This is a genomic window from Kiloniella laminariae DSM 19542, assembly GCF_000374005.1.
Taxonomy (GTDB): domain Bacteria; phylum Pseudomonadota; class Alphaproteobacteria; order Kiloniellales; family Kiloniellaceae; genus Kiloniella; species Kiloniella laminariae.
Map to the genome: position 1 here is coordinate 165,161 of NZ_KB893169.1, position 25,944 is coordinate 191,104.

Genomic DNA, 25,944 nt, shown 5'->3' on the forward strand with positions numbered 1-25,944 from the left:
TCTGTGTAATACGTTATTACAGCCACAAATGTAAGGTTTTTTAAGGCAACCAAAAAACCCTAGAAAATCATTCGCCTTTTGGCAGAACAAAAATCTGTCCCGGATAAATCAGGTCCGGGTCCCGAATTTGGTCCTTGTTTCGATCATAAATAACCGCAAAGTGGGCACCTTCGCCATAGATACTACGGGAAATACGCCAAAGGCTATTACCAGGTTGCACTGTTACAACCCGCTCATCAGGCCGGGTTTCCACCTTGCCGGAACGGGAGAAGGGAATTTCAACACGCGCCGTAACCTTTCCGGCTTCGTCAACCTGATCAATCCGGAGCTGATGCAGCCCCTCTTCGACATTTTTTTCAGGCTCGACGGTCCAGCGCCCCTGATCATTGACAGTACCCTGTCCAACAAATTCGTTGTTGAGATATCCAACAACCTTTTGCCCCGGAGTAGAGGTTCCGCCGATAACAGTCTTGCCAACCTCATCATAATCGACACTATCCAACGCCAATTCGCCGCTCTTGATGCCTTCTTCACCAACCTTTTCTGGAAGCTGCAACACCCGGCTGGCCCCTTGGTTGTCGGCAGGAACCAGAACAGCCAGAGCAGATTTTTCACCTTCGGGAACATCAATAACCGCAACATCCGCAGATTTCAGTTTGTTGCCGTCTTCCTGTTCAACTTCCAGTCCCAGTTCATGCGTGCCGGGCTCAAGCGGTGTTTCAAGGACATAGACCCACTGGCCATTCTGGTCAGCGTCAACCCGCCCCAGTATGGTTGTTCCGTCCAATATCCGAACCTCTTTGTCAGCAGGTGCGCGCCCTGCCAGGACTGTATCTCCATTTTTCTCGACCCGGATAATATCAAACGAGACTTCAGATTGGTTCTCGCTGGATTGATCCTCACCTTCCTGTGCTTGCGCCTCCGGCAGGTCGGTCGGGGCGATAACGTCGTTGCTGCCAGCCCCCTCGACATCAGGATCAGCGGTCTTACCAGCTTCAGGTGTCTCTGGTTCTGGTGTTTCCGTTTTTTTCTCGATAACCTTGCCGCGTGGGGTGAGATTCTTGGTAACGACTTCGGCGTCTCCAGAAGCGCCGTCAGACAGCCCGGCCGATGTATCATCATCACCTGTATACCAGATCATCCCGCCGATCACGGCAAGGGCAAGGATAAAAACGAAAGCAAGGGCGAAGGCGCGACTCAAAGGATAGTCTCCCGGAACAATAACGACCAGACACTCAAAGGTGATTTTCCTCCAAGATGCCTGTTGAGTGGACAGGTTAAGGACTGCGCAAAAAAGCACAAGACACAACTTTTACCCGATATAAATCAAGATGTCATTCAGGCAAGCATCCCCCTTGGGACAAAATAATCATTTTTTCACAAGCATAAAAGCCACTTATTGGAATATGATGTTCCACGATGGCGCGGATGATCGGCTTTTCTATCACCCGCGCCATAATTATAACGCCCTATGTAGTTAAACAAAATTTGAAACATTTTATGCTGTATTTTCAAGGAGAAACGATTTGAGCGGTATCACTTCAATCTGCGTCTACTGCGGTTCTTCCAATTCGGTAAGCGAAAAACATCTTGACCAGGCAACCCTTCTCGGACAACAGGCTGCCGAAAAAGGAATTGAAATAATTTATGGTGGCGGGCGCGTTGGCTCCATGGGCCGGGTCGCAGACGGTGCCCTCACCGGCAATGGTCAGGTTACCGGTATTATTCCTGAATACCTGCAGAGATTTGAAGTTGGACACACGGGTGTCAGTGAACTCGTTGTTGTCGATTCCATGCACACCCGGAAAATGCAGATGTTCGAACGCTCTGATGCCTTTTGCATTCTTCCCGGGGGACTGGGAACGCTGGAGGAATTTTTCGAAGTTGCCACCTGGAAACAGCTGGGGATGCACGACAAGCCGATTATCCTGATCAACCTGGAGAACTTCTGGACCCCTCTCACAGATCTGATCAATCACCAGATTGAGTGCGGCTATCTCCGCCAGAAACCGGAAGATATCTATTCTGTTGTCAACAGCATTGAAGAAGTCTTCGTGACCCTGGAAAACCTACCTGATTCACGGGTAAAACCGGACGTTACGCTGCTTTGATCCACCTTTAATCCGGATTTAACCTGGATTAGTATCCGGTGAAAATCCTCCATTATCTTGCACTGCAGCGAAAGACTGCTATTTTCCTTCTAGAGTTTCCCAAAACAGACGCAATAAGCCGACAAACAAGGAGGCTAACATGGCCAAAATCAAGGTAAAAAACCCGATCGTTGAACTCGACGGCGATGAAATGACCCGGATCATCTGGGACAGAATCAAGGAAAAACTTATTCTGCCTTATCTCGATGTTGATCTTAAGTATTACGATCTCTCTGTCGAAAGCCGCGACGCAACAGATGACCAGATCACTGTTGATGCTGCCAATGCGATCAAAAAACACCGCGTCGGTGTCAAGTGCGCAACAATCACGCCTGACGAAGCCCGTGTTGAAGAATTCAAACTGAAAAAAATGTGGCGTTCACCCAACGGAACCATCAGAAACATTCTGGGCGGTACCGTCTTCCGCCAGCCAATCATCATGGAAAACGTTCCAAGACTGGTTCCGGGCTGGACTCAGCCAATTGTCATCGGCCGTCATGCTTTTGGTGATCAGTACAAAGCGACTGATTTCCTTGTACCCGGTGCCGGTAAACTGACCATGACCTTCCAGCCCGCTGATGGTGGCGAAGCCGTCACCCGCGAAGTTTTTGACTTCCCTGAGGCCGGCGTTGCCATGGGCATGTACAATCTGGATGATTCCATTCGCGGGTTCGCCCGCGCCTGTATGAACTATGGTCTCGACCTTGGCTGGCCCGTATACCTTTCCACCAAGAACACCATCCTCAAAGCCTATGACGGACGCTTCAAGGATCTCTTTCAGGAAATCTTTGAGGCTGAATTTGCCGACAAGTTTGCTGCCAAGGGCATTACTTATGAGCATCGTCTGATTGATGATATGGTTGCCGCTGCCATGAAATGGTCTGGTGGTTTTGTCTGGGCCTGTAAAAACTATGATGGCGACGTTCAGTCCGACACCGTTGCCCAGGGCTTTGGCTCTCTTGGCCTGATGACCTCCGTTCTGATGACCCCCGACGGGCAGACCGTTGAAGCTGAAGCAGCCCATGGTACGGTTACCCGTCACTACCGGATGCACCAGCAGGGTAAAGAAACCTCGACCAACCCGATTGCGTCTATCTTTGCCTGGACCCGGGGCATCAAGTTCCGCGGGCAGTTTGATAACACACCGGAAGTCGTCAAGTTTGCTGAAACGCTCGAGCAGGTCTGTATCGATACCGTCGAATCAGGCAAGATGACCAAAGATCTGGCCCTGCTGATCAGCCCGAACCAGAGCTGGCTAACGACAGAAGCTTTCATGGATGCTATCGATGAAAACTTGAAAAAAGTTATGGATCAGGCATAAGCATGTTCAAAATCTTTCGTAATCTACTTGTAGGGCTTATTGCCATGACTGTTGCTACCACGACTGCTTCTGCAGCCGATCCTGAAAACACCCTGGTTATCGAACTGGAAACCGGTAAGGTTGTCATCGAGATGCTGCCTGATCTTGCCCCGACGCACGTTGCACGGATCAAGGAACTGGCTCGCGAGGGTTTTTACGATGGTATCGTATTCCACCGTGTTATCGAAGGTTTCATGGCCCAGACGGGTGATCCAACCGGTACAGGCACCAGTGGTTCCGGGAAAAAACTCCGTGCAGAGTTTTCCCAAGAACCATTCGTCCGCGGTATTGTCGGTATGGCCCGTTCCCAGAACCCGCATTCCGGCGACAGCCAGTTCTTCATCATGTTCGACAGCGCTCCTTCGCTAAACACCCAGTATACTGTCTGGGGCCGGGTTATCGAAGGCATGGAACATGTCGATGGCATCAAACGCGGAGCTCCCGGCAGTGGCTCTGTAACGGATCCGGACCACATGGTTTCAGTCAAGGTTCTGGCTGATATCCAGTAATTGATACATCCAGGCATTTATATTCAGTAAGTATTTTCCCGGGATGATTTTTTCAAACCCCCGCTGTATGATCCACAGCGGGGGTTTTGTCTTACGGGTATGCCCCGCGATTCAAAAACAGAGGGATTGAAATCCAGACATGACTGAAGAATACAAACAACTGATCGAGAGCTACAGCAATCTGGCTCTGGATATGGCACTGGAAATTCTGGCTGCCCTGGCCATTTTGGTCATCGGGCGCTTTATCGCCAAGAAGACCAGTGGCTATACCCGGAAGCTTCTGGAAAAATCTGGCCGGGTCGACCGTACTCTGCGGCCAATGATCGTGAATATCGTTCACTACACGATCATGATTTTTGTCATTGTCGCCGTTCTTGCCCGTTTCGGTGTGGAAACCACCAGTATTATTGCCGTTCTCGGTGCCGCAGGCCTGGCCATTGGCCTGGCGCTTCAGGGAACGCTGCAGAACATTTCTGCCGGTTTTATGCTTCTGTTTTTACGCCCGATGAAGATTGGAGAGTTTGTTGATGCAGACGGCATTTCCGGTACAGTTGAGGAAATTGGCCTGTTTGTCACCCACATGACCACCGTTGATGGTCTTTATATTTCTGTTCCCAACTCCCGACTTTGGTCGGCAAAAGTCACAAACTTTAGCCGAAACAGCAAACGCCGTACGGATCTGGTTGTCGGTATAGGTTATGGCGATGACATTGGAAAAGCTGAAAAGGTTGCGCTGGCTGTCGTGAATGCTGATGCACGGGTACATAAAGACCCTGCCCCACAGGTCATCGTTACCGGGTTGGGAGAAAGCTCGGTTGATCTGACTGTTCGCTACTGGACAGATACTGGCAACTACTGGCCAGCACAGAGCGACAATCGCCGCGCCATTAAGGAAGCCTTTGACAAGGAAGGTATTTCCATTCCCTTCCCGCAACGCGATGTTCATCTCATCCCGGAAGCCAAGGCCTGACCCCTGTGGCTTTGCACAACAAAAAAGGCCGCCTCGCGCGGTCTTTTTTGTGCTTTCAAGAAAACAAATACGTCAGGAAACAGAGAAGTCAGGATCTTCGTGGCGAAGCAGCGCCAGCTTTCGAGCGACCCCACCGCCATAACCGGTCAAATTACCATTTTTTCCCAGAACCCGGTGACAGGGGGTAATAATTGAAAGGGGATTAAAGGCATTTGCCGCGGCCATGGCCCGAACAGCTTCAGGCTTGCCGATCACGGCTGCCATTTCGCTGTAGGTCATTCTTTGGCCATAGGGAATTTGCTGCAGGGCCGTCCAGACAGTACGTTGAAAATCAGTGCCCCCCATATCCAGAGCAAGACCGGAAAAAGCATTTTTGTTCCCGTCAAAATATGCCCTGAGTCTCTCCCCTACCTCTGCCTGTGCTCCGTTTTCTTCCAGGATGTAACCCGGGAAACGACGTTTCAAACTTTTTTGCCACCGCGCTCTGCAATCAGCAAAGTCGAGCTGACATATAACCCCGTTATGATAAAAGGTCATGATCTCACCCAGAGGGGAAGCATGGCTTGAAAATATAATAGTCGGCTTGTTCATCTGCCCTGTAATCTCTTCTTCAAAATTTCTTTGTTCTCGTCAAAACCAATCATCTGATTAAAACGTGACTGGACAAGCTTCCTCTGCTTTTCTAGCGTCACAAACCTCTCTTCTCATCGCCCCACAGGACAGCATGGAACAATCACAGGGTAAATGGATATTTCTGGCTGTTCTGGCACTTTGTCAGGTCGCAGCCATGGCCTTGTGGTTCTCGGCCTCGGCCGTCGTTCCGGCCCTGACCCTGGAATATAGCCTCAGCCCGTTCCAGCAGGCGCTTTTTACCAGTTCGGTTCAGGTCGGCTTTGTTGTCGGCAGCCTTGTTTCGACCCTCAGTGGTGCGGCAGACCGCTTGCCTCCAAGATTATTCTTCCTGATCTCGGCCCTGATTGCCGCAGCAGCAAATGCAGCAATGCTGCTGCCCGAGGCAACCTCCCCCCTGCTCCCGCTGTTCAGATTTATCACCGGTGTCTGCATGGCCGGAATTTATCCTGTCGGGATGCGCATGGCGGCAACCTGGGCAAAAGGCGATATGGGGCTGCTGGTAGGGGTTCTGGTTGGTGCTCTGACATTAGGCTCAGCAACACCACATCTTTTTAATGCCGTGGGGGGCATTGACTGGCGCTTCACCATTCAGGCTTCCTCCTGGGCTGCTGTCGCAGCAGGACTGGGCATTCTTTTCTTCAGACTTGGCCCGGCTTATGGGCGCGCACCTCAATTTCATATTCGTCAGGTTCTCTTTGCCTGGCGAATCAAATCCCTGAGGCTGGCAAACCTCGGCTATCTGGGGCACATGTGGGAACTCTATGCCATGTGGGCCTGGATCGGACTTTTCCTTTTGGCCAGCTTCAGCCAAAGCATGTCTGCGGATCAAGCGGCATACCAGGCGAAGCTGGCCACATTCGCCACAGTGGGGATCGGTGCCATAGGCTGCCTTCTTGCAGGATATCTTGCAGACAGACTGGGCCGGACCACTCTGACCATCACCGCCATGCTAATCAGTGGCAGCTGTGCGCTGGGGATCGGTTTTTTCTTTGGTGCCTCGCCCTGGTTGCTTCTTCCCATCTGCCTGATCTGGGGGTTCAGCATCGTTGCTGATTCAGCACAATTTTCCGCCTCCATCGCCGAACTGGCCGAAACAGGCATTATCGGCACCATGTTAACCCTGCAAACCTCCCTTGGTTTTACCCTTACACTGGTCACCATTCATCTCATGCCCTATGCCGTGGAGTTCCTCGGGTGGCACTACGCCTTTGCCCCGCTGGCCCTCGGGCCTTTTCTCGGGGTCTGGGCCATGGCCTGCCTGCGCAAACATCCTGATGCGATAAAGCTGGCCTGCGGGAAAAAATAGCGAGGAGCACAGTTGCAGAACAAATAAAAAGAAGCCCCGCAGATTTCTCCCGGGGCTTCTTTTTATTCCTGGCTACTTCTTGGTCAGATCAGGGCTTCAATTGCCTTGATCGCATCAGGCGCCTTGCTGGCATCAGGGCCACCAGCCTGGGCCATATCAGCACGACCACCACCACCCTGTCCGCCCAGGGCTGCAGAACCAGCCCGGACAAGCTCTACTGCAGAGACCCGATCCGTCAGATCATCCGTAACCGCAACAACAATCGAAGCCTTGCCGTCATTGGTGGCAATCAGCACGATCACACCGCTGCCCAGCTGTTTTTTCATTTCATCTGCTGTCGGCTTCAGATCCTTGGGCAGAGCGCCTTCCAGAATGCGAGGGGCAAACTTGATACCGTTGATTTCCTTTACATCGTCGGCGGCAGAAGAACCACTTCCACTTGCTGCAAGCTTGCGACGGGCATCGGTCAGTTCACGCTCAAGACGCTTGCGTTCGTCCATCAGACTGCTGATCCGTGCTTCCAGCTCAGCAGGGGCGGCCTTAATCACTGCTGCCGCCGCAGCAAGCTGGCTTTCCTGCAATGACACATAATCCAGTGCCGCCTGCCCGGTTACGGCTTCAATCCTGCGCACACCCGAGGCCAGCGCGGCTTCAGAAACAATCTTGAAGAAACCGATGTCACCAGTGCGACGGACATGAGTTCCACCACAGAGTTCTGTCGAGTAATAACCACTGCCCGTGGAACTGTCAGCGCCCCCCATGGAAACAACACGGACCTCTTCACCATATTTTTCACCAAAAAGGGCCATGGCCCCTTCTTCAATGGCTTCTTCCGGCGTCATCAGACGGGTTGTCACTTCGGCATTCAGGCGGATGCGTTCGTTCACTTCAGCTTCAACAACTGCGATGTCTTCCGGCTCCAGCGGGCGGGGCTGGCTGATATCAAACCGCAGACGTTCCTGTGCGACCAGCGAGCCCTTCTGGCTGACATGAGTTCCCAAGCGGCGACGCAGAGCCTCATGCAACAAATGCGTAGCAGAGTGATGGCCGCGCAAAGCTGAACGGCGAACACTGTCGACCTTCATCTCCAGCGCCTGTCCTACCTTGACAGCCCCACGACTTACTTCACCAATATGAACAAAAAGATTGCCCAGTTTTTTCTGGGTATCGCGGATGATAATTTCATCGCCATCAGCAGAAAACAGAAGTCCGTGATCTCCCTGCTGGCCACCACTTTCCCCATAAAAAGGCGTCTGGTTGGTAATAATCATAACCTGGTCACCAGCCTTCGCGCTGGCCACTTCCTTGCCGTCGACCAGTACCGCAAGGACCTGGCTTTCAGCAGTTTCCGTGTCATAACCAAAAAATTCGGTGCCGCCAAACCGCTCTTGCAGCTCGAACCAGACTTTTTCTGTCGCCAGATCACCAGAACCGGTCCAGGCTTTACGTGCAGCTGCGCGCTGTAGCTCCATAGCTGCATTAAAACCGGCTGTATCAACTGACAACCCCTGACCGCGCAGGACGTCCTGCGTCAGATCCAGAGGGAAGCCATAGGTATCATACAGCTTGAAAGCCACCTCGCCATTGAGAGTGCCTTTATCGGAAAGCTTGTCCGTTTCTTCAGACAAAAGCCGCATACCGCGATCCAGTGTCTGGCCGAAACGTTTTTCCTCAAGTTTGAGCGTTTCGGTAATCAGGGATTGAGCGCGGGACAGTTCAGGGAAAGCATTGCCCATAATCCGTACCAGCGCAGGCACCAGCTTGTAGAGAGTAGGATCTTTTGATCCCAGTTTGTGAACATGACGCATGGCCCGGCGCATGATCCGGCGCAGGACATAACCGCGGCCTTCATTTGAGGGCAAGACACCATCGGCAATCAGGAAAGAGGTCGAGCGCAGGTGATCGGCGATCACCCGATGCGAGACAGCATTTTCGCCGTCCGGATCAACCCCGGTTTCCTCGGCAGAGGCCTCGATAATCGTCCGGAGCAGGTCAACGTCATAGTTGTCATGTTTACCCTGCAGCACCGCCGTGATGCGCTCAAGTCCCATCCCCGTATCAATCGAGGGTTTGGGCAGATTGATCCGGTTCTCCTTGTCCAACTGCTCATACTGCATGAACACCAGATTCCAGATTTCGATAAAACGGTCTCCATCTTCGTCGGGGCTTCCAGGAGGACCACCGAAAATATGTTCTCCATGGTCATAGAAAATCTCCGAACATGGACCGCAAGGTCCGGTCTCCCCCATAGACCAGAAGTTGTCTGACGTCGGAATCCGGATAATCCTGTCATCGCTTAGTCCAGCGATTTTTCGCCAGAGAGCTGCTGCTTCCTCGTCTTCAGAATAGACTGTGACCAGGAGTTTTTCTTCAGGAACACCATATTCTTTTGTGATCAGGTTCCAGGCCAACTCAATTGCCTGGTCCTTGAAATAATCCCCAAAGGAAAAGTTCCCCATCATTTCAAAGAAGGTATGATGCCGCGCGGTATAGCCAACATTTTCCAGATCGTTGTGTTTACCACCCGCGCGCACACATTTCTGCGAGGTCGCTGCCCTGCTGTAGGGGCGCGTCTCATTGCCCGTAAAGACATTCTTGAACTGAACCATGCCCGCGTTGGTGAACATCAGGGTTGGATCGTTTCTCGGCACCAGGGGGGAAGAATCAACGACGGTATGACCATTCTTGTTGAAATAGTCTAGAAAGGTTCTGCGGATCTCGTTGCCGGTAATCATTTCACTCACGTACCTAATAGCTGGACAGGGCACCAAGCCTATCGCGGCCCGGTAGGAAACCTCAATGGCGGTTGTAGCGTGCTGCTTGCCAACTGTCTAGAGTCAGCTTGCTTTTCGGGTTATCGCCGATACTAATTTTTCCAGCTTTTTGAAACAGAGGTGCAAGGATCGCATTTTTGCCAATACCAGCTACAAAAGCAGCACGGCCAGAGGCTCTGTTAAAGGAATGGATTTCACCCAAAAAGACAATGAGCCCCTTAAAATTCTTATGGTCCTTTATGACAAACAAGGGACTCTGCGTTATTCACTTTAACCGCATCCTGACAATCTGTAGGATGCTTGCTTTCTTACCAACGAAGCGGACAAAATGTCATACTTCAAACCACGCCTTCTATCCAGATCTGTATTTTCTCTAGCTATCTGCCTTCTGTTGTCCCTGTCACAGGTCAGCGCCCAAGAAGCAGCCCAACGAACTGTGGAACAGCACGGAGACTGGGCTGCACTCTGTAAGGCAACAGATGCCAAGTCCTGCTATATCGTTCAAAGAATTTTACTTGGCGAAAGCGACAAGCCGGTTCTGGAACTGGCTGTCGGACGCCCCGCGAACAGCACTACAGAAATTTCCACAATGATACTGACGCTTCCCCTTGGCATACGCCTTCCCGAAGGCTTTGGCCTGGAAGTTGGCGCGTCCCTCAAACGAAAATACCCTTTTGAGCGTTGTATCAAGTCGGGTTGCCAAACTGAGATCCAACTGGATACAGAGCTGGTTCAGAATCTTCAGGGGCAGAATGAAGGACGGGTTGTCTTTCTGGATGCAACCAAGAAAACCATTGCCATTCCCTTCTCCCTGAAAGGTTTTACCAAGGCTTATTCAAAGGTTCTTGGTCAGTAAGGCAAGTCCGTAAATTATCCAGTAAAAAAGGGGCCGCGGCCCCTTTTTTACTTACCGAGACAAAACGACGATCAATCATCATCAACGACGTCATCATCCTTGCCTTCAAGCATTGCATTGGCAACGATTCCGGCATTTTTCCGGACTGCGGCTTCAATCTTGTTGGCAACTTCAGGGTTTTCCCTCAGGAAGGTTTTTGCATTCTCACGTCCCTGACCAATCCGTTGACCATCACAAGAGAACCAGGCACCAGCCTTCTCCACAATCCCAGCCTGGACCCCAAGATCGAGCATTTCACCGGTTTTTGAAATTCCTTCGCCGTACATAATATCAAACTCAACAACGCGGAAGGGGGGCGCCATTTTGTTTTTCACCACCTTGACCCGGGTCTGGTTCCCCGTGACATTATCCCGGTCCTTGATCGCACCAATCCGGCGAATATCAAGACGTACAGATGCATAGAACTTGAGCGCATTTCCGCCCGTCGTTGTCTCCGGATTGCCAAACATCACGCCGATCTTCATTCGAATCTGGTTGATAAAGATCACAAGTGTGCGGGATTTGGAAATAGAACTGGTCAGTTTGCGCATCGCCTGGCTCATCAAGCGCGCCTGCAAACCGGGCAGTGAGTCGCCCATATCGCCTTCAAGTTCCGCGCGCGGCACCAGAGCAGCGACAGAATCGACAACAAGAACATCCAGCGCACCGGAGCGAACAAGCGTGTCCGTAATCTCCAGCGCCTGCTCCCCTGCATCAGGCTGCGAAATCAGCAGCTCGCTCACATTCACGCCCAGCTTGTTGGCATAGGCAGGGTCAAGCGCGTGCTCGGCATCAATAAAAGCACAGGTTCCCCCGGCCTTCTGGGCTTCGGCAATTACATGTAACGCCAACGTCGTCTTACCGGAACTCTCCGGGCCATAGATTTCAACAATACGGCCACGCGGCAAACCACCGATACCGAGCCCGATATCCAAACCAAGGGATCCTGTGGAAATCGATTCAGCTTNCACTATGGCGCCTTCACCAAGCTTCATGATCGAGCCTTTACCAAAGGCGCGTTCAATCTGCCCCAGTGCTGCTTCCAATGCCTTCTGTTTATCCACCGTGCTACTCTCCACTAACTGTAAGACGTTTTGTGCCATTGCTGCGTTCCTTATCCCACAGGGCCTCACCCTCTGCAATGGCAACAATGTACCCTTTTTGTTCTCAAACAACAATCAAAAAGAACAAAGCGTGCACAAAATCAACTTTTCCTCCAAAAATCCTGATCTAAATCAAGCCCCCAACACCTCTTTCACCTTCGTTGCCAGCTGTTTGAGGCTGAAAGGTTTTGGTAAAAATTCGATCGCGGAATTGTCATCCAGGCTTTTGCGGAAAGAATCCTCTGTATAACCGGAAATAAAGATCACCTTCATATCCGGTTGCATCTCCAGCGCGTGTTTGATCAATGTCGGGCCGTCCATCCGTGGCATCACCACATCTGTAATGATCAGATCAACTGAAGCACCGTCACTTTTCAGCACTTCAAGCGCGGCTTCTCCCGAGTTGGCTTCATGAACCTTGTATCCCTTGTTTTCCAGGGCTCTTGCGCTGAAAGACCGCACGGCATCTTCATCCTCAACCAGAAGAATTGTACCGCGCCCAGTCAGATCAAGAGCTTGCGGAGCCTCTACCACGGCTTCTTCCAGTTGTTTTTTGTCTTCTCTAAAATGTGGGAACAACAGCGAGAACACTGTGCCCTCATCTGCGGCGGAATCAACAAACACAAAACCACCAGACTGTTTAACAATGCCATAGACCGTAGAAAGTCCCAGCCCCGTTCCCGCCCCCACTTCCTTGGTGGAAAAGAAAGGATCAAAGATCCTGTCAATAATTTCGGCGGGAATACCGTGGCCCGTATCCTGAACCTTGACGAGAACATAGTCTCCCGGCGGGATTTCCTCTCCCTTTACCTTGTAGGGGTTCTCGACAATGACGTTAGAAGTGATGATTTCCAAAACGCCGCCATGATCCATGGCATCCCGGGCATTGACCGCCAGGTTGATAATAACCTGTTCCAGCTGCCCCTGATCCGCTTTTACATCCCCAAGATCCCGGCCATGGGTAATCCGCAGTTCGATATTCTCACCAATAAGACGGCGTAACAGGTGGGCCAGTTCAGCGATGATATCAGTTACATTGAGACGCCGGGGTTGCAGTGTCTGCTGACGAGAGAAAGCCAGAAGCTGCCGGACAAGGTTGGCCGCCCGGTTGGCATTCTGCTTGATCTGCATGATGTCGGCAAAAGACTGGTCGCCCGGGCGGTGCCGCAAGAGCAACAGATCAGAAAAGCCAATCATCGCCGTCAACAGGTTGTTGAAGTCATGGGCAATCCCCCCTGCCAGCTGCCCGACGGCCTGCATTTTCTGGGATTGGGCGAACTGTGCCTCTAGGTTTCTTTGATCTGTTGTATCGGTAAAGTTGAGAATATAGCCACTCGGCAAGCCTGAATTTTCGTCAACATGGGTCACATTCATGCTGCAGACCCTGTTGGGATTGCCTTCGAGGCGGACCTCAAGGGCTTTACGTTCAAAAGTCGAGGCAGACACCAGAGCCGTCCGAACCTGATCCCGCTCGTCCTCGCCAACCAGAGAGAGTAACGGTTTGCCTTTGGCACTTTCCTCCGTCGCCAGAAACTCAAGAAATGCCCGGTTGCACTCGGTGATAACGCCCCGCTCGTTCAGCAAGACAATACCGACAGGAGCTTCGTTGAAGAACTTCCGGAAACGTTTTTCTGATTGCTCCAGCGCGGTTGCCATCTCCCGCTCCAGCGTAAGGTTCCGGACAACGGACCGCGTGCGGAATCCCTTCTCTGCCCCTCCTTCAGCAATATGCTGACTGATGGCTGCGAGCACCCGTTTTTCCCCGTCCCCGGTTTTAAGGAAGACCTCTCCGGCGCTACTCTCGACATCTTCAAAGGGATGATAAGCAGGAACGTCCTCCAGCGAGGCATCGGCAATAATATCGTGCAATTTGATTTTGCCGCTTTCCAGCTCGGAAGAAGAATAACCGAGCCAGTCCGTCAGAGTCTGATTGGCAAAGAGAAAACAACCTTTATCATCAACCGAAAAAAAGCCGATCGGGGCGTTTTCAAGCAGATCGACAAAACGTTGCTGCTGATCATTAATCACCTGCTCCATTTGACGGCGCATGGTGATGTCATCAACGAACCAAAAAACATAGCCAGGACGGTTGGGAATGGGATAGGCCGCAACATGGCGCCATTGGGTGTCCCGATCACTCGGTCCGTTGCGGGGGAGTTCAATTTCTACATGCCCCGACACACCATTACGGGCATTGAGTTGCAGGGTTGCCAGTTTGCGTCCGATGTCTTCATCCCCCTGACTCTCATCAAGAATAAGGTCGGGGACAGCTCTCAAATCTCCCCCGAAAAAATCTTCAAAGGCGGGGTTGGCAAAAAGGCTCTTTCCTTCAGGATCGACAATCTGGCGTGGGCGAGGCACAGCGGCAAAGGCGTAGCGACGGATCGCGAGCATGCCTCTTTGCCGCCAGACAACGACAGACAACACCGCAATAATGGCAATCAAAAAGCCACATACACTTAGCCAGATGTAGTCTGACATTTCCATGCTTCCCCCACGAAACGTCTTTTCCCGTTACCGGGTAAGGATTTATGCTTAAATCAAGGTACCCTTAAAATTTATCTAAAACAATTGAGTTGGGCATATCCTCCCAATTGTTATCTCGGCTGGAGCATGGTTTCAGAAACCAATAGAGGCTTTTTCAGAGACAAAGTATATCATCTGCTAGTTCATTTTCCCCTTGAGTTTCAAGACGTATCCGATCACTTCAGCGACAGCCTTGTAATGTTCCGGTGGTATTTCCTGATCTATTTCCACCCCGGCATAGAGTGCCCGTGCCAGTGGCGGATTTTCAACAATGGTCACTTTATTCTCTTCTGCAACTTTGCGAATGCGAAAAGCAACGGCATCAACACCCTTGGCAACCAGCCTTGGTGCTTCCATTGTCTCGCCTTTGTATTCCAGCGCTACCGCAAAGTGGGTCGGATTGGTAATCACCACATCAGAACTTGGAACAGCAGCCATCATCCGCTGACGTGCTTTTTCCATACGCAGCTGGCGCAGGCGTCCCTTGACCATGGGATCACCTTCACTCTGCTTCATTTCATCCTTGATCTCCTGTTTCGACATTTTCAGTTTTTTTATGTACTGAAAATACTGAAACAGAAAATCCAGGCCTGCAATTATGGCCATAACTGCAACCACAGCCACGAGAACAAGTTTTGTCCAGTCCAACAGAACCATGGCCATCTGGGGCACATCAAGTTCAGCCAACTGGGGAACCATACTGCGTTTGGGCCAGATAACCAGAGCGATAATCGAACCAACAATAATCAGTTTTGCCAGCCCCTTGACCAGATTCATGACCGACTGAATAGAAAACAGCCTTTTAACACCAGCCAAAGGTGATACTTTTTTAAATTCAGGTGTAAGGGATTTTGCGGAGATTAACCATCCATGCTGGATCAAGCCTGATGCAATACCAAAACAAATAAAGAGTACCGCTGGGACAATAAAAAGAATGCCGACATTTGCCATAATACTTTTAACAGCCTCGGCTAGCTGACCTGTGTCAAGTCGGATCATATCCGGCCGTTCTACAAAAATATTCAGACTTTCACTAATTCCCGTTGCAATCCAAACTGCAAAAAAACTTACTGTAATCATGAAACCAAAAAAAGAGAACCAGGAATCCATTTCCTGAGATTTAGGTACATCCCCTTTTTCCCGAGCGTCGGCGAGCTTTTTGCCTGTTGGTTCTTCGGTTTTCTGGGACTCGTCAGTATCTTCAGATGACAAATCTGCCCCTCCTCAAGTTCGATATCAGGGAATTTTCCTGAAATTCTTCCAGGAATTCCTAGCGGACAAAAATAATCCAGTGCTCATTCAAACTGATCAGGAATACCCGTATCATAACTGGCAGCGACAAAAACAGTACAACAATTCCCATTAATACCTGCAGAGGCATGGCAATAAAGAAAACCTGCATCTGGGGCATGAGCTTGGCGAGCAAGCCCAATCCCAGAAAAAAGATCACACCCACCACAATGAAAGGGGCTGCCATACGTGCTGCAAGTGTGAAGGTATCGGCTACTACCCGGGAAATCATATTCGAAAAATCACCTGTCGGCAAAGACTGTCCTGGAACAAAGAGCTCATAGCTGTCCACCAGCGCATGCAAAAACAGGTGGTGAATATCCAGCACAAAAATCAGGACCAGTGCCACACTGGACATAAAGGTCCCCATGATAGAAGCCTGCTGTTCAGCCGTCGGGTCCTGGATAAGCGCATTTGCCAAAGATGACAGGTTTGCCGCAATCATTCCCGCCGAGGCTGTGGCGCTCAGAAACAGACGGGCAATGGTCCCCATAAAGATCCCAATAACAACCTCTCCGAAGATCAGCAGTCCCAGATCCGCAACACTCTCGGACATCGGCGGAATTTTAGAAACAAGCGCCGGGGCTATGACGATGCAAATCAGAATGGAAAGTCCCAAACGAACCCGGGGAGATACATAGGATTCACCAAAACCCGGAAGAAGCATCATTGCCCCCCCCAGTCGGGCGAAGATAATCAGGACAGCATAGATACTGGAAGGTAAAAGGTCATAAAGCATCCTTCTAACCCAACGCCACGATCCGGTCCATAATCATTTCAGTGAAAGTACCCAAGGTCTGGGTCATATAAGGTGCTGATGCAATAATTGTCAGGCTGATGATAATCAACTTTGGCACAAAAGTAAGGGTCATTTCCTGAAGTTGTGTCAACGCTTGAAACAGAGAAATAATCAACCCAACGATAAGTCCGACCATCAATACAGGCAAGCCCATCTTAAGCATTACCCAAACAGCTTCACGCCCGACCTCAACAACTTCGACTTCGCTCATTCGTCGCGGCCTGTCTTTCATCTAAGCTTATATAATTAATATAATCGTCAGTTAGATAAGCTTGTCCAGTATCAAATTAATTAATCTAATCTAGATCGGCATCCTGAGAATTTCCTGATAGGCTTGGACAACCTTATCACGTACAGCAACAACTGTCTGCAGAGTAACTTCAGCTTCGGACATCGCGGTAACCACATCGGTCACGTCCGCTTTCCCTGAAGCTGCCATAAGTGTCTTGGTTTCGGCGTTCTGCATTGTTGAAAGAGTATTTTCAGCAACACCGCGCAAAGTCGAGGCAAAATCGGCTCCAACCGGGTCCTGATCCTGACCAAGATCTGTCTTCGCCTGTCCAGCGATCCGGTTATAAGCACTTACAGCGTCTGAAAAATTTACCGCCATGACCCTCTATTCCTTTGTACCCGGCACCATATTCACTGGAGTATTTCCAACGTTCTTTGCAACATCGACTTTGAAGCCTGAATAGCTTGCAGATTGGCCTCATAACTTCTTTGCGCCTCCCGCATGTCGTTCATCTCGATCAATGAATTGACATTGGGGCGCAGAATATAGCCATCTGCATCAGCTGCAGGATGCCCCGGCAGATATTCCCGCTGGAAATCGCTTTTGTCGGAAATGATATTTTTTACGACAACCTTCTCAACGCCGAGTTCACGATTGAGTTCATTGCCAAAAGTGACCATTTTCCGGCGATAGGGTGCACCACCAGGTTCCTGAGACACTGAATCAGCGTTGGCGATGTTTTCAGAAATAATCCGCAGACGTGTCCCCTGCGCCTTCATCCCTGAAGCAGAAACCTGCATTGATTTATATAAATCAGACATCGTTAGTCTTCCCAAACAAAAACTGGCAACTCAAAAATATCTTATGGCCCACGCAAGACCATTTTCTGCATATCCTGATGCTTCTTATAGAGCCGGACCATCCCCTGATAATCCAGCTGGGTTTCGGACATCTTGATCATTTGCTCTTCAAGAATAACCGAATTTCCTGCGGGAGCTGTCTCATACAGGTCTTTTGACTTTGAAGATTTTGGATTATCCCCAAGCAACGGATTGTTGGTAATATGCCCCGCCTTGGTCGATGTCTGCGCCATCAGAGGCGCCGAGCGATTAACCAAAGCCTTGAAGTGGTTGTCTTTCAGGTCAAGCGGCACATAGTTCAACGTATCCGCATTTGCAATATTGCGGGACAAGACTTCCTGCCGGCGGGTCAGCCATTCCATCTTTTTGGCGAGCACATCCGTAATTTTCAGCTTGTCAGCCACAACTGGCTCTCCTTGCGCAAGAAAGATCCATTAAACCTGAATAATTTACCTCTTCCTCCCTTAATAACCTGTTAATGAATGACAGATCTAGTAAAAAAATCCCCGCTGTCGGTAACTTGGGCTCGACCTCTCTCTAAAATCCACGTATAAATACGGACGTAGCAGAAGAACAAGTAGTTTATCTAATCCTTTAGTCAGTATTTGGCGTTAGGGACAGGGAGTCCGAAGCCTCGACATGTTATATCTTACCCGGAAAATTGGTGAGTCCGTCATCATCAACAACAACATTGAAGTTCAGGTTGTTGATATACGTGGCAAGTCTGTAAAAATCGGCTTTACCTTTCCCGAGGATGCAACAGTTCTCCGCCAGGAATTGCACGAACGTATTCAGGAAGAAAACCGGGCAGCAGCAACTGCAGCCCTTGATGCTCTTGGGCTCCACTTTGATGTCTCTGAACCCCAAGATGATTCTGAACCAGAAAAAGAATAACCTGTAAAACCAAAGAAGCTGCGGCTTTACCCCTTCAGATAATCTGTCGTTAAATATAACAGAACAAAATTATCTGGAATGACTGTCTCTAGCGGAGAAAGCGCGATGAGCGCAACCGAAGATCCCCCAGACGGGACAAGGGAGCAGAGTACAGAGAAAAATCGACCGGGATCAGCCCCAAAGCTGCTCCCGAACGGTCACCTATCGATAAAAGATACCCAGACCGAAAATCTGCGCCTTGATGAAAAAACAAAAACATCCGTAGCCATTCAACACAATGCCGCTGGACGCCCCAAAATTGTGGCCAAAGGTAGCGGAGAACTGGCAGAGCAGATACTCCAGATCGCCTTCGCCCAGGGGATAAAAGTCCGAACAGATTCTGATCTGGTTGAAATTCTTTCTACTGTTGATATCGAAAGTGAGATACCTTTAGAAGCACTCACAGCAGTCGCAACAATTCTGAATTACGTCTATAACGAACAGAAACATCAGCACGAAAAGTCGGTACCCCCTGAATGACAAGCTATACTGAACTAGAAAAAGATATTGCGGATCTATCACAACAGGTTGCTCATGCCAGCAGCGCGGCCAAATCCGGGCAGGTCTTCAGCGTTACAGATATGCCGAAAGTCACCGATTATCTTTGCCAGGAAATCACCAAACTTGATGACAAGGAGCGTGCCCGCCTCTCTCCTAAATTACTGGCACTGATAGAAGAGCTTGATAATCTGACCATTACAATTCAGTCCAGCCTCGAACTTGTTAAGATCGAGATGAAAGAGACCACCTCTCACAACAAAGCCGCGCGTGCCTATACCTCGGCGAACACCCCCGGAAAAAAATAATCCATGGAATATGGAAGCTACGTCCAGTTCCTTCTGTCACTGGTTTTTGTACTTGGCTTGATTCTCGCCATTGCACTCCTTGCGCGGCGTTTTGGTTTGGGCAACAGCCCGATCCAGAAGAGCGGAAAACACAAACGAATTCAACTTGTCGAAGTACGGCCACTCGATGCCCGCCGGCGACTGGTTCTTGTCCGGTGTGACGATCGTGAGCACCTCTTGCTGACTGGTGGCACGCATGATCTTGTGATAGACAGCAACCTCTCCTCCCCTTCTGATCGTGACGACAGTTTCCAGGGCGGAGAGAACAAGAAGATCGACCAAGAAAAGAGCGGGAGCAAAATAGATCAATGACCGCTGACATGAGAAAAAAACTGTCAATCAGCCTGTTTACCGGTCTGGCCATTGGGACAGCCACCCTGCTGGCTCTGCCAGAATCAGCCTGGTCACAGGCAGTAACACTTGATCTGAACAATGAGATCCTGGGATCTGGCAGCGGGCGTATTCTCCAGATGCTGGCTCTGCTCACAATCCTGAGCCTGTCACCTGCAATCCTGATGATGGTCACCTCCTTCACCCGGATCATTGTCGTCCTGTCGTTTATTCGTACCGCAATGGGAATTCAGCAGGCTCCCCCCAACACCGTATTGATCAGCCTGGCACTGTTCCTGACACTCTTTATCATGACCCCGACGATGGAGAAGGTCTATAACGACGCAGTCAAACCTCTGCTGGAAGAGGAAATTGACGAGATCCAGGCCTGGGAAAGAGGTGTCATACCTGTCAGGAACTTCATGCTTCAGCATGTCAGGGAAAAAGATCTCGGACTTTTCATGGACCTGGCTAACGTAGGCGAAGTTGCCACCCCCGAAGCCACTCCACTTCGCGCCCTGATCCCGGCCTTTATGATCAGCGAACTGCGGCGTGCTTTTGAGATCGGCTTCCTGATCTTTTTGCCCTTTCTGATTATTGATATGGTTGTCGCCTCTGTCCTCATGTCCATGGGGATGATGATGCTGCCCCCTATTATGATCTCGCTTCCCTTCAAGCTGATCTTTTTCGTCATGGTTGACGGCTGGTATATGATCGCAGGCAGTCTGGTCAGAAGCTTCGGCTAAAGCACTTTTTGTTTAACCAGAAACAGAAAATAAGGGAATGACGAGAGGGCCTTTGGCATTTGCCTTGCCCCAAGTATATATATTCGTCTTCTGGTGGTTATACCAAGGAGCGATAATAAAGATCCATACAGATCGCTTCAATTTGTTGTCGGGCAGGAAAAAGCCGTAGGCGATGCGCGTCAGGCTATACAGGGCATCGGCAAGGTTTTTTGACGCCCGCCCCAACAGCTGATCAAGGCGGCGAACTGAAGCGACAGAAACTGCGCTCTTCCGGTTTTCCCGGGCGGCGTCGCGCCCTGCTTGCACTATGCTATAGCGCTGCCGCAACACGCTCCTTGACCGGGAAAGCCGGAAGAGCGTCTGTATGAGCCTTTATTATTGCTCCTTGGTATTAATTAATCGCACTGAGCGGGGTACTTTCAAGCCGCTCCCGATAGAGATCCATAAAAGCCTGAATTTGTGTAATCTGCTTCAGCTCATCCGCTATTGACTTCACCGCACCACTGTCGAGGCTACCTGTCAAAAGCCTAAAGGTTGCATTTCGAGGGCTCGCCTCCATTACAGCGCCATAGTTATCACGAAGCAATTGCAGGCCTTCATTATCTCCTGCCAGAGTCTGGGCAATTGCCAGATTAATCACAGCCTGGCTTTCTTCCTCATTCAAGGCACGATCTGTTGGCGGAGATGAAGGTATAAGCTTTCCAAGGCTCTTGCCGACTTCATTCCATTTGCGCATTTTCCACAGGATATCAGACTTCAGACGTAAAGCATCAAGGCTTTCATCTCCCGCAAGCAGGTCCAGGGCCTGATCTTCCTGAGAAAGCTCTGCCATTGCCCGCGCCCTGAGATGCAGCCGCTGCTGCTTGAGGTTATCAGGCATGTCAGCGATTTCTGTCTCATCCAGTGCTGTCAGGCTTTGTTCTGGTGTCCCTTCAAGCAAACGAATGAGCGAGAGGCGGGTTCCGACTCTTGCCTTTTCCTCACCCTCCAACCTGTAGGAAACCTGATCTGCAAGCAGGTCACCTGCCTGCTCCAGCAGATCTACATCTACCAGACGGTCCGCCAGTTTGGCGATCATCATCTCTCCCTTTTCGCCAAGCGGGGTGAGTTCTTTGAATTCTTCATAAAGTGCTATAGAGGAAAGCGGCGGGATACGGCTTCCGCCATCCTCAATATACATACCTTCGAAAATCTCTTTCATTCGTTTTGCGACCTGATCCGCCCGGTCTGAATGCGGAAAATAGGAAGCTGCCTGCCGAAGGGAGTGAAGACTTTTTCGATAGTCCAGTGCTTCCGCATAACGATCCCCCAACTCGTTGAGGATCGCAAATTCGAACTTGTCCCCCCGCCAGGCAAAGCGGAGTTGCTCAAGCTGCTCGATACCCTCTTCCTGGGTTAATGTGCCTTCGTCAATCCCCAGCTTGGTCAAAGCATGCCTGGCACGCGCACTGGTTGGCCGATGCCGATTGTATTTAAGGCCTTTCCAGATTTCCCGGGCTTCTTCAATCATACCATCCTGAAACAGACGCTGACCTTCGAGGAAATCTGCCTGTGCCATTTCGAATTCTGTTGGATCACCTGCCAATACTTTCCCAAGGTAAAGACTGGCACCCCCCGTATCCCCCACATGCAACGCCGTATCTGCGGCAAGTAAATATAGCCTGTTACCTACATTCGACGGCAAATCATAGATCAGAGCATCAGCCTCGGCAAAACCAATGGCAGCCGGCCCCCAATCTTGCCCTGAAGCTGCCAGAGCAGCTTGCCACAGTGCCGTTTCCCATTCACCAGCCAGAGCAGGATCAGCAAGAGTTTTTTCTGCTTCTTCAAAGTTATCACTCAAAAACTGGCTTGCTCCAAGGAGCAGTTTAAATGAAGGATCTTCGCTCAGGCGTCGATTTTCCTGTGCGACCAGCTCGAGCATTCCAATAGCTTCGGTAATGCGGCCATGGGCAAAGAAAAAACGGGCCAGATCAAGTCGGGCCAATCCTTGTTGCAGCCCTGTTGCTTCGGTCACCGCTCGCTGGAGATTTTGCAAATTCTTTAGATATACCTTTTCGTTCCCGCGCCGGTCAGCTTCCAGATCCAGCATTTTGATCGGAGGAACAGGCACCACCTCGCCACCCTTGGGCAAGGATCGCGCTGTTTCGCCGGAAACCAGCAGCTCTTCTCTGGAGCGAACCACAACAGCTCTCGGTGTGAGAGCCACAATCAGGCCTTCGGCAGTGGGTTGTAACACCACCCCCTGATAGGATGGCAAAGCCCGGAACTGCAGAAATTCATCAATTTTTGGTGAACCGAGATTGGGTTCAGCAATCGGCGCCACAATCAGTCGATCTCCCAGTTCAGGATGAGACAGAGAAAGCAGTCGTGTTACTGACTTAACCAGGAACCTGACTTCAGGGCCGTCTTCGCCTCGACCAAGATCACTGACAATCGCCTGGACTGGCAAAGAAGATCGACGCCGGATGTCAATTGTCCAGCGACTACCCTCCTTACTCATGCGTGGAACTTGTGTTTGCGGGGCTGACAAACGCAGGACGGTCGCTCCGTCAATCGGCAGACTGTCAACCGGGGCAAACTGTGGCGCCATCTGTTCGATTGCCTGATGTAAATTCTCTGGTCCTTGACGATCAAAAACAAGCCAGAGATGTTCACCCCGCCGAAACACGGCGGCACCAGTTGGTTCAGGCCAGTTAAAATTGAATATTGTCGGCGGCAACAAATCTGCCGACCTTCCCGGTGGCGGGACAAGGAAAGGAATATCCAGTGGCTCTGTTAAGGTTACCAGATCCTGGGCTACCAGATCTGACTTGTCTTTTTCCCTGTTTCCATCCGTCCCGCCATCAACGAGTTTTAGCTCGGACAGTCTGACCGGTCCTGTGTTGTTTCTGGACTCCCCGGACAGACGTTTTCGACCATTTTCAGGCTGACCTGTCGCCGTTGTACCAGGCCCCGGTTTTGTCGCATCAGCAGGATTCACAGGAGAAACTGTTTCTTTTGACGGAGCCTGCTCGGAAGGAGTCAGACCTGCAATCCCGGGAACAAGAGGCGGAGATTTAGCCGGAGCTGTTTCTGGCGTGGTTTCGACTACAGGCTTTGCCTCTTCTACACCTGCGGGTTTTGGCAAAAGAGACAAAGGCCCGGATCCCGCCAGCTCATCAAGTTTGGGTAAAGTCACTTGAGGTGACGAAGTCTCCGCTTGAGCTGGTTCATTTGTTTTGGCGGTCTCAGCAGGCATAGGCACAGCAGGTTTCGCAGGCTCAGGAGCTTTCTGGTTTTCGGCCTTCTGGCTATCCCGAGGCTTGATATCAATGACAGACTTGGCGCCAACATTAAACAGACGGGCTTCCGAGCCTGGCGTCAGATTAAATTCCAGTTTCAAACCGGGTGATTGTTCCAGAACCCTTCCTGCTTGAACCAGTGGCATTCTCGTCCTGTTAAGCTGAGAAAGGTCAACTTTTGCCGCTTTATCAAAGTCAACGACCAGTCGATCTCCCTGCTGGGACAGCTTTCCCTTTACCGCAGATGGCCAGTCCACAACCAGGCGATTATAATCCGGATGTTCGGCAAAGCGAAAACCTACTGTCGATGCCGGACTGGAGGCCACGACAGGTGGGGAAGGTTGTTTTGTTATTGCAGGCTGAGCTGTAGCAGAAGGCTGTGACGGATTAACCGTTGTTGCAGGATCTCCAATCCGAAGATCAACAATAACCTTGCTGCCGCTTTTTGAGCTCTCCTGAACAAAGTCATCCAGAAGAGGAAAGGTAATTCGTTTTTTACTGTCAGCCAGGACAGGTTTTCCGGTATAGCCCCGCAGTCCCTGCCCCAGCGCCCCAAACTGATAATCTGCTTCTTGATCAAATTCGACGATAAGCTGTCTGTTTTCAATCCGGGCCTGATAGGGAACATCGCGCAGCCAGTCAAACACAATCCGTCCATAGCCAGGATGGACAGCAGCACGAACTGTCACGTCCTGAGCAACAGAGGCGAGAGGAAACAAGAACAGCAATACCCCTGCCAGAAAGATTTGGCACAAGGTTTTATTCAACCATTCTCTCCGGCATAGAGATGTACGATAATATCAACACGGCGCGCGAGCTTGTCTTTTTGAGTGGCTGACAGTTTGTCTGAAAGTTTACCATAACGTGAATCACCATAGCCACGCGACAGAATAGTATTTTTATACCCTGATTTTTCCAATAAAACAGCTACATAGTCAGCTCGTGCAAGGGAAAGCTCCCAATTGGACGGATAGGCACTACTATTCCCGGGCAAGGAAGGGTCAGCATGACCGGCTATTTCGATTCTGTTATCGATGAAACCCATAACTCTTCCCAGCCGGATCAGCGCTGCTTCGGTTTCGGCAAGTGGTGTAATATCGCCTGGCTCAAACAACAGATCGCCCGGCAGAGATACAACGAGCCGATCCTCCAATCGGGTCAGCAATACACTGGAAAGCTTTGGGTCATCCTTAAGTTTTTGTCCCAGAAGAGAATGAAGATAATCCAGATCTTCCCCCGGGATAAAGTCCACAGGCTCCATGGTCAGGCTCTTCGCCGGCTTGGGCTCAACGACAAACCGTTCGACTTTCAAGCTGGTTGACAATGAGTCGACCAGATTTCGCCACTTCTTTTCCTCCATTACCGACATCGAGTAGAGCAGAACAAAAAAAGTAAGCATCAAAGCAACCAGATCGGTAAAGGTCACCATCCAGCTGGAAGAAAACACCGGCCCCTGAGGCTCCTGGTGTTTCTCAGTCGCCTTTAGCAAGCGGGTAAGATAGTATTCCTGAACAATAGCAGGGGCAGTTACCTTGACTGTCTGAACGGCCACGTCCTCATCGACTTCACCTTCAGCATAAAGCTGATCCGCCGTTTTCTGGCTCGAAGTCTTCTTGGTCGATTTTTTTGTAGCCGATGCTTTATCAGCAGAGCCTTTATCTTTTCCAGATGTTCTATAGGTGAATTGAGGATCTTTTTTCTCTGACATCACTCAATCTCGGCATAGTTTTCGAAAGTGATATCTTTAACTGCCGTGTCATACACACGTATAACAAAAAAAACATTTTCTCCGGCATCCGGCTGAAGGCCAATGGCAGCTTTATCTGCCGGTATTCCGGCGCTTTCTATTGCCTGGGCCAGAACGCCACTTCTTCTTATGGCAACATCAAGATCTTGAGGGGTAGCAGCCGCTCCGGTTCCGGCAATCCCATAGAGAAACTCAAACTCATAATAACCGCCCCCATCGGCAAAGCGCCCCAGCGTTGTTGCCAAGCGTTTGAGCAATAGCTCCCGGCCTGACGCCAGATCCATTTCTCCCTGGGGAAACATACTCTCCCTAGGAAGTCTGAGCCTCAAGAAGTTTTGGGTACTGCCCTTTTCCCGTTCCACAGCAGGAATCGTTGTTTCGAACAGGCGCTCCACTTCGCTGACCAACTCTGCCTTGTCGTCGAGATTATCCAGACTCTGGTCAAAGCGGGCATGACGCTCGAACTTGCTGGCATCTCCGCTAAAGGTGCTGTTGACAGAATCAAGAACAGCCTTCGCTTTGTCTTCTTCAAAGGAGGAAAGAGCATTAAGCATAATGAAAAAAGCCAAAAGCAGAAGCTTAAGGCTTAAGAGAGCAACGATATTCCTATCGTGCCCCTGGTGCTGCTTCCTGAGCAGGGGGCCGAACATGT

At 50.6% G+C, this 25,944-nt stretch carries 27 protein-coding genes; 11 read left to right on the plus strand and 16 right to left on the minus strand.

All coding sequences use genetic code 11. The features are described from left to right. Nucleotides 1-67: 67 nt before the first annotated feature. A complete protein-coding gene (locus B152_RS24495) occupies nt 68-1,201 on the minus strand; it encodes a LysM peptidoglycan-binding domain-containing protein (protein ID WP_020594190.1) in 1,134 nt (377 codons plus the stop codon). Nucleotides 1,202-1,526: 325 nt separating this feature from the next. Between B152_RS24495 and B152_RS0119795 the strand changes: the two genes are divergently transcribed. The 4 genes from B152_RS0119795 to B152_RS0119810 all read left to right on the plus strand — a co-directional run bounded on the left by B152_RS0119795 (nt 1,527) and on the right by B152_RS0119810 (nt 4,989). Beyond that, nucleotides 1,527-2,111, plus strand: a complete 585-nt coding sequence (locus tag B152_RS0119795) for an LOG family protein (protein ID WP_020594191.1) — start codon at nt 1,527-1,529, stop codon at nt 2,109-2,111. A 139-nt stretch (nt 2,112-2,250) separates the two neighbouring features. Continuing rightward, nucleotides 2,251-3,471, plus strand: a complete 1,221-nt coding sequence (locus B152_RS0119800) for an NADP-dependent isocitrate dehydrogenase (RefSeq protein ID WP_020594192.1) — start codon at nt 2,251-2,253, stop codon at nt 3,469-3,471. 2 nt (nt 3,472-3,473) lie between these two features. Continuing rightward, nucleotides 3,474-4,019: a peptidylprolyl isomerase gene (locus B152_RS0119805; RefSeq protein WP_020594193.1), complete on the plus strand. Its 546-nt coding sequence runs from the start codon at nt 3,474-3,476 to the stop codon at nt 4,017-4,019. Nucleotides 4,020-4,158: 139 nt separating this feature from the next. Beyond that, complete coding sequence (locus B152_RS0119810; protein ID WP_020594194.1) at nt 4,159-4,989, plus strand: mechanosensitive ion channel family protein; 831 nt, start codon at nt 4,159-4,161, stop codon at nt 4,987-4,989. Between the two features lie 72 nt (nt 4,990-5,061). On the opposite strand, the gene B152_RS0119815 is transcribed toward B152_RS0119810, so the two are convergent. After that, complete coding sequence (locus B152_RS0119815; protein ID WP_020594195.1) at nt 5,062-5,580, minus strand: methylated-DNA--[protein]-cysteine S-methyltransferase; 519 nt, start codon at nt 5,578-5,580, stop codon at nt 5,062-5,064. Between the two features lie 133 nt (nt 5,581-5,713). Here B152_RS0119815 and B152_RS0119825 point away from each other — a divergent pair, with 133 nt between their 5' ends. Next, nucleotides 5,714-6,928, plus strand: a complete 1,215-nt coding sequence (locus B152_RS0119825; protein ID WP_020594197.1) for an MFS transporter — start codon at nt 5,714-5,716, stop codon at nt 6,926-6,928. Between the two features lie 83 nt (nt 6,929-7,011). Here B152_RS0119825 and alaS read toward each other — a convergent pair whose 3' ends face one another. Beyond that, entirely contained in the window at nt 7,012-9,663 is a 2,652-nt protein-coding gene (gene alaS / locus B152_RS0119830) for an alanine--tRNA ligase (RefSeq protein ID WP_020594198.1), read from the minus strand. Nucleotides 9,664-9,724: 61 nt separating this feature from the next. Further along, nucleotides 9,725-9,952: a hypothetical protein gene (locus tag B152_RS0119835; RefSeq protein ID WP_020594199.1), complete on the minus strand. Its 228-nt coding sequence runs from the start codon at nt 9,950-9,952 to the stop codon at nt 9,725-9,727. 186 nt (nt 9,953-10,138) lie between these two features. On the opposite strand from B152_RS0119835, the gene B152_RS0119840 reads away from it, so the two are divergent. After that, on the plus strand, nt 10,139-10,558 hold the full coding sequence (locus tag B152_RS0119840; protein WP_026261731.1) for an invasion associated locus B family protein: 420 nt from the start codon (nt 10,139-10,141) through the stop codon (nt 10,556-10,558). Nucleotides 10,559-10,629: 71 nt separating this feature from the next. Here B152_RS0119840 and recA read toward each other — a convergent pair whose 3' ends face one another. The 8 genes from recA to B152_RS24505 form a co-directional block, all read right to left on the minus strand. Continuing rightward, nucleotides 10,630-11,700: a recombinase RecA gene (gene recA, locus B152_RS0119845; protein WP_026261732.1), complete on the minus strand. Its 1,071-nt coding sequence runs from the start codon at nt 11,698-11,700 to the stop codon at nt 10,630-10,632. 132 nt (nt 11,701-11,832) lie between these two features. Continuing rightward, on the minus strand, nt 11,833-14,181 hold the full coding sequence (locus B152_RS24500) for a hybrid sensor histidine kinase/response regulator (protein ID WP_169337443.1): 2,349 nt from the start codon (nt 14,179-14,181) through the stop codon (nt 11,833-11,835). 183 nt (nt 14,182-14,364) lie between these two features. Continuing rightward, entirely contained in the window at nt 14,365-15,438 is a 1,074-nt protein-coding gene (gene flhB, locus B152_RS0119855; protein ID WP_020594203.1) for a flagellar biosynthesis protein FlhB, read from the minus strand. Between the two features lie 58 nt (nt 15,439-15,496). Continuing rightward, entirely contained in the window at nt 15,497-16,255 is a 759-nt protein-coding gene (locus B152_RS0119860) for a flagellar biosynthetic protein FliR (RefSeq protein WP_020594204.1), read from the minus strand. A gap of 4 nt (nt 16,256-16,259) precedes the next feature. Beyond that, nucleotides 16,260-16,526: a flagellar biosynthesis protein FliQ gene (fliQ, locus tag B152_RS0119865; RefSeq protein ID WP_020594205.1), complete on the minus strand. Its 267-nt coding sequence runs from the start codon at nt 16,524-16,526 to the stop codon at nt 16,260-16,262. Between the two features lie 90 nt (nt 16,527-16,616). After that, the gene (gene fliE / locus B152_RS0119870) at nt 16,617-16,925 is read right to left on the minus strand and encodes a flagellar hook-basal body complex protein FliE (protein ID WP_020594206.1); all 309 of its coding nucleotides are present in this window, start codon (nt 16,923-16,925) and stop codon (nt 16,617-16,619) included. Nucleotides 16,926-16,957: 32 nt separating this feature from the next. Then, nucleotides 16,958-17,368 (minus strand): flagellar basal body rod protein FlgC, encoded by a 411-nt coding sequence (gene flgC / locus B152_RS0119875; protein ID WP_020594207.1) that lies wholly within the window; start codon nt 17,366-17,368, stop codon nt 16,958-16,960. Between the two features lie 41 nt (nt 17,369-17,409). Beyond that, complete coding sequence (locus B152_RS24505; protein WP_020594208.1) at nt 17,410-17,811, minus strand: flagellar basal body rod protein FlgB; 402 nt, start codon at nt 17,809-17,811, stop codon at nt 17,410-17,412. 235 nt (nt 17,812-18,046) lie between these two features. Here B152_RS24505 and csrA point away from each other — a divergent pair, with 235 nt between their 5' ends. From csrA to fliP, 5 genes are all read left to right on the plus strand, one after another. Then, nucleotides 18,047-18,301, plus strand: a complete 255-nt coding sequence (gene csrA, locus B152_RS0119885) for a carbon storage regulator CsrA (RefSeq protein ID WP_020594209.1) — start codon at nt 18,047-18,049, stop codon at nt 18,299-18,301. Nucleotides 18,302-18,406: 105 nt separating this feature from the next. Next, nucleotides 18,407-18,820: an EscU/YscU/HrcU family type III secretion system export apparatus switch protein gene (locus tag B152_RS24510; protein ID WP_020594210.1), complete on the plus strand. Its 414-nt coding sequence runs from the start codon at nt 18,407-18,409 to the stop codon at nt 18,818-18,820. Continuing rightward, entirely contained in the window at nt 18,817-19,146 is a 330-nt protein-coding gene (locus B152_RS0119895) for a hypothetical protein (RefSeq protein WP_020594211.1), read from the plus strand. Before B152_RS24510 ends, B152_RS0119895 begins: the two co-directional genes overlap by 4 nt. A 3-nt stretch (nt 19,147-19,149) precedes the next feature. Then, complete coding sequence (locus B152_RS24515) at nt 19,150-19,497, plus strand: flagellar biosynthetic protein FliO (RefSeq protein ID WP_020594212.1); 348 nt, start codon at nt 19,150-19,152, stop codon at nt 19,495-19,497. After that, nucleotides 19,494-20,261 carry a flagellar type III secretion system pore protein FliP gene (gene fliP, locus B152_RS0119905; protein ID WP_020594213.1) on the plus strand — a complete coding sequence of 256 codons (768 nt, stop codon included), beginning with the start codon at nt 19,494-19,496 and terminating at the stop codon, nt 20,259-20,261. Before B152_RS24515 ends, fliP begins: the two co-directional genes overlap by 4 nt. A gap of 12 nt (nt 20,262-20,273) precedes the next feature. Here the strand turns inward: fliP and B152_RS0119910 are convergent, their stop codons facing one another. The 4 genes from B152_RS0119910 to B152_RS0119925 form a co-directional block, all read right to left on the minus strand. Continuing rightward, nucleotides 20,274-20,588 (minus strand): hypothetical protein, encoded by a 315-nt coding sequence (locus tag B152_RS0119910; RefSeq protein WP_211212255.1) that lies wholly within the window; start codon nt 20,586-20,588, stop codon nt 20,274-20,276. 64 nt (nt 20,589-20,652) lie between these two features. Continuing rightward, nucleotides 20,653-24,312, minus strand: coding sequence for a tetratricopeptide repeat protein (locus tag B152_RS26145; protein WP_020594215.1), 3,660 nt, complete (start codon nt 24,310-24,312; stop codon nt 20,653-20,655). Next, a complete protein-coding gene (locus B152_RS0119920; RefSeq protein WP_020594216.1) occupies nt 24,309-25,253 on the minus strand; it encodes an OmpA/MotB family protein in 945 nt (314 codons plus the stop codon). The genes B152_RS26145 and B152_RS0119920 overlap by 4 nt, the downstream gene beginning before the upstream one ends. Next, nucleotides 25,253-25,942, minus strand: a complete 690-nt coding sequence (locus B152_RS0119925; RefSeq protein WP_157231192.1) for a flagellar motor protein MotB — start codon at nt 25,940-25,942, stop codon at nt 25,253-25,255. Before B152_RS0119925 ends, B152_RS0119920 begins: the two co-directional genes overlap by 1 nt. Between the last annotated feature and the right edge of the window lie 2 nt (nt 25,943-25,944).

What these genes read in the sequence shown, in the direction of transcription:
- fliE (WP_020594206.1), bottom strand. Translation starts at nt 16,925, where the DNA reads ATGGCGGTAAATTTTTCAGACGCTGTAAGTGCTTATAACCGGATCGCT.
- B152_RS24500 (WP_169337443.1), bottom strand. Translation starts at nt 14,181, where the DNA reads ATGTCAGACTACATCTGGCTAAGTGTATGTGGCTTTTTGATTGCCATT.
- B152_RS0119860 (WP_020594204.1), bottom strand. Translation starts at nt 16,255, where the DNA reads ATGCTTTATGACCTTTTACCTTCCAGTATCTATGCTGTCCTGATTATC.
- B152_RS0119825 (WP_020594197.1), top strand. Translation starts at nt 5,714, where the DNA reads ATGGAACAATCACAGGGTAAATGGATATTTCTGGCTGTTCTGGCACTT.
- B152_RS0119800 (WP_020594192.1), top strand. Translation starts at nt 2,251, where the DNA reads ATGGCCAAAATCAAGGTAAAAAACCCGATCGTTGAACTCGACGGCGAT.
- fliP (WP_020594213.1), top strand. Translation starts at nt 19,494, where the DNA reads ATGACCGCTGACATGAGAAAAAAACTGTCAATCAGCCTGTTTACCGGT.
- B152_RS0119805 (WP_020594193.1), top strand. Translation starts at nt 3,474, where the DNA reads ATGTTCAAAATCTTTCGTAATCTACTTGTAGGGCTTATTGCCATGACT.
- B152_RS0119920 (WP_020594216.1), bottom strand. Translation starts at nt 25,253, where the DNA reads ATGTCAGAGAAAAAAGATCCTCAATTCACCTATAGAACATCTGGAAAA.
- B152_RS0119895 (WP_020594211.1), top strand. Translation starts at nt 18,817, where the DNA reads ATGACAAGCTATACTGAACTAGAAAAAGATATTGCGGATCTATCACAA.
- B152_RS0119815 (WP_020594195.1), bottom strand. Translation starts at nt 5,580, where the DNA reads ATGAACAAGCCGACTATTATATTTTCAAGCCATGCTTCCCCTCTGGGT.
- csrA (WP_020594209.1), top strand. Translation starts at nt 18,047, where the DNA reads ATGTTATATCTTACCCGGAAAATTGGTGAGTCCGTCATCATCAACAAC.
- fliQ (WP_020594205.1), bottom strand. Translation starts at nt 16,526, where the DNA reads ATGAGCGAAGTCGAAGTTGTTGAGGTCGGGCGTGAAGCTGTTTGGGTA.
- B152_RS0119810 (WP_020594194.1), top strand. Translation starts at nt 4,159, where the DNA reads ATGACTGAAGAATACAAACAACTGATCGAGAGCTACAGCAATCTGGCT.
- B152_RS24510 (WP_020594210.1), top strand. Translation starts at nt 18,407, where the DNA reads ATGAGCGCAACCGAAGATCCCCCAGACGGGACAAGGGAGCAGAGTACA.
- B152_RS24515 (WP_020594212.1), top strand. Translation starts at nt 19,150, where the DNA reads ATGGAATATGGAAGCTACGTCCAGTTCCTTCTGTCACTGGTTTTTGTA.
- B152_RS0119925 (WP_157231192.1), bottom strand. Translation starts at nt 25,942, where the DNA reads ATGTTCGGCCCCCTGCTCAGGAAGCAGCACCAGGGGCACGATAGGAAT.
- flgC (WP_020594207.1), bottom strand. Translation starts at nt 17,368, where the DNA reads ATGTCTGATTTATATAAATCAATGCAGGTTTCTGCTTCAGGGATGAAG.
- alaS (WP_020594198.1), bottom strand. Translation starts at nt 9,663, where the DNA reads ATGATTACCGGCAACGAGATCCGCAGAACCTTTCTAGACTATTTCAAC.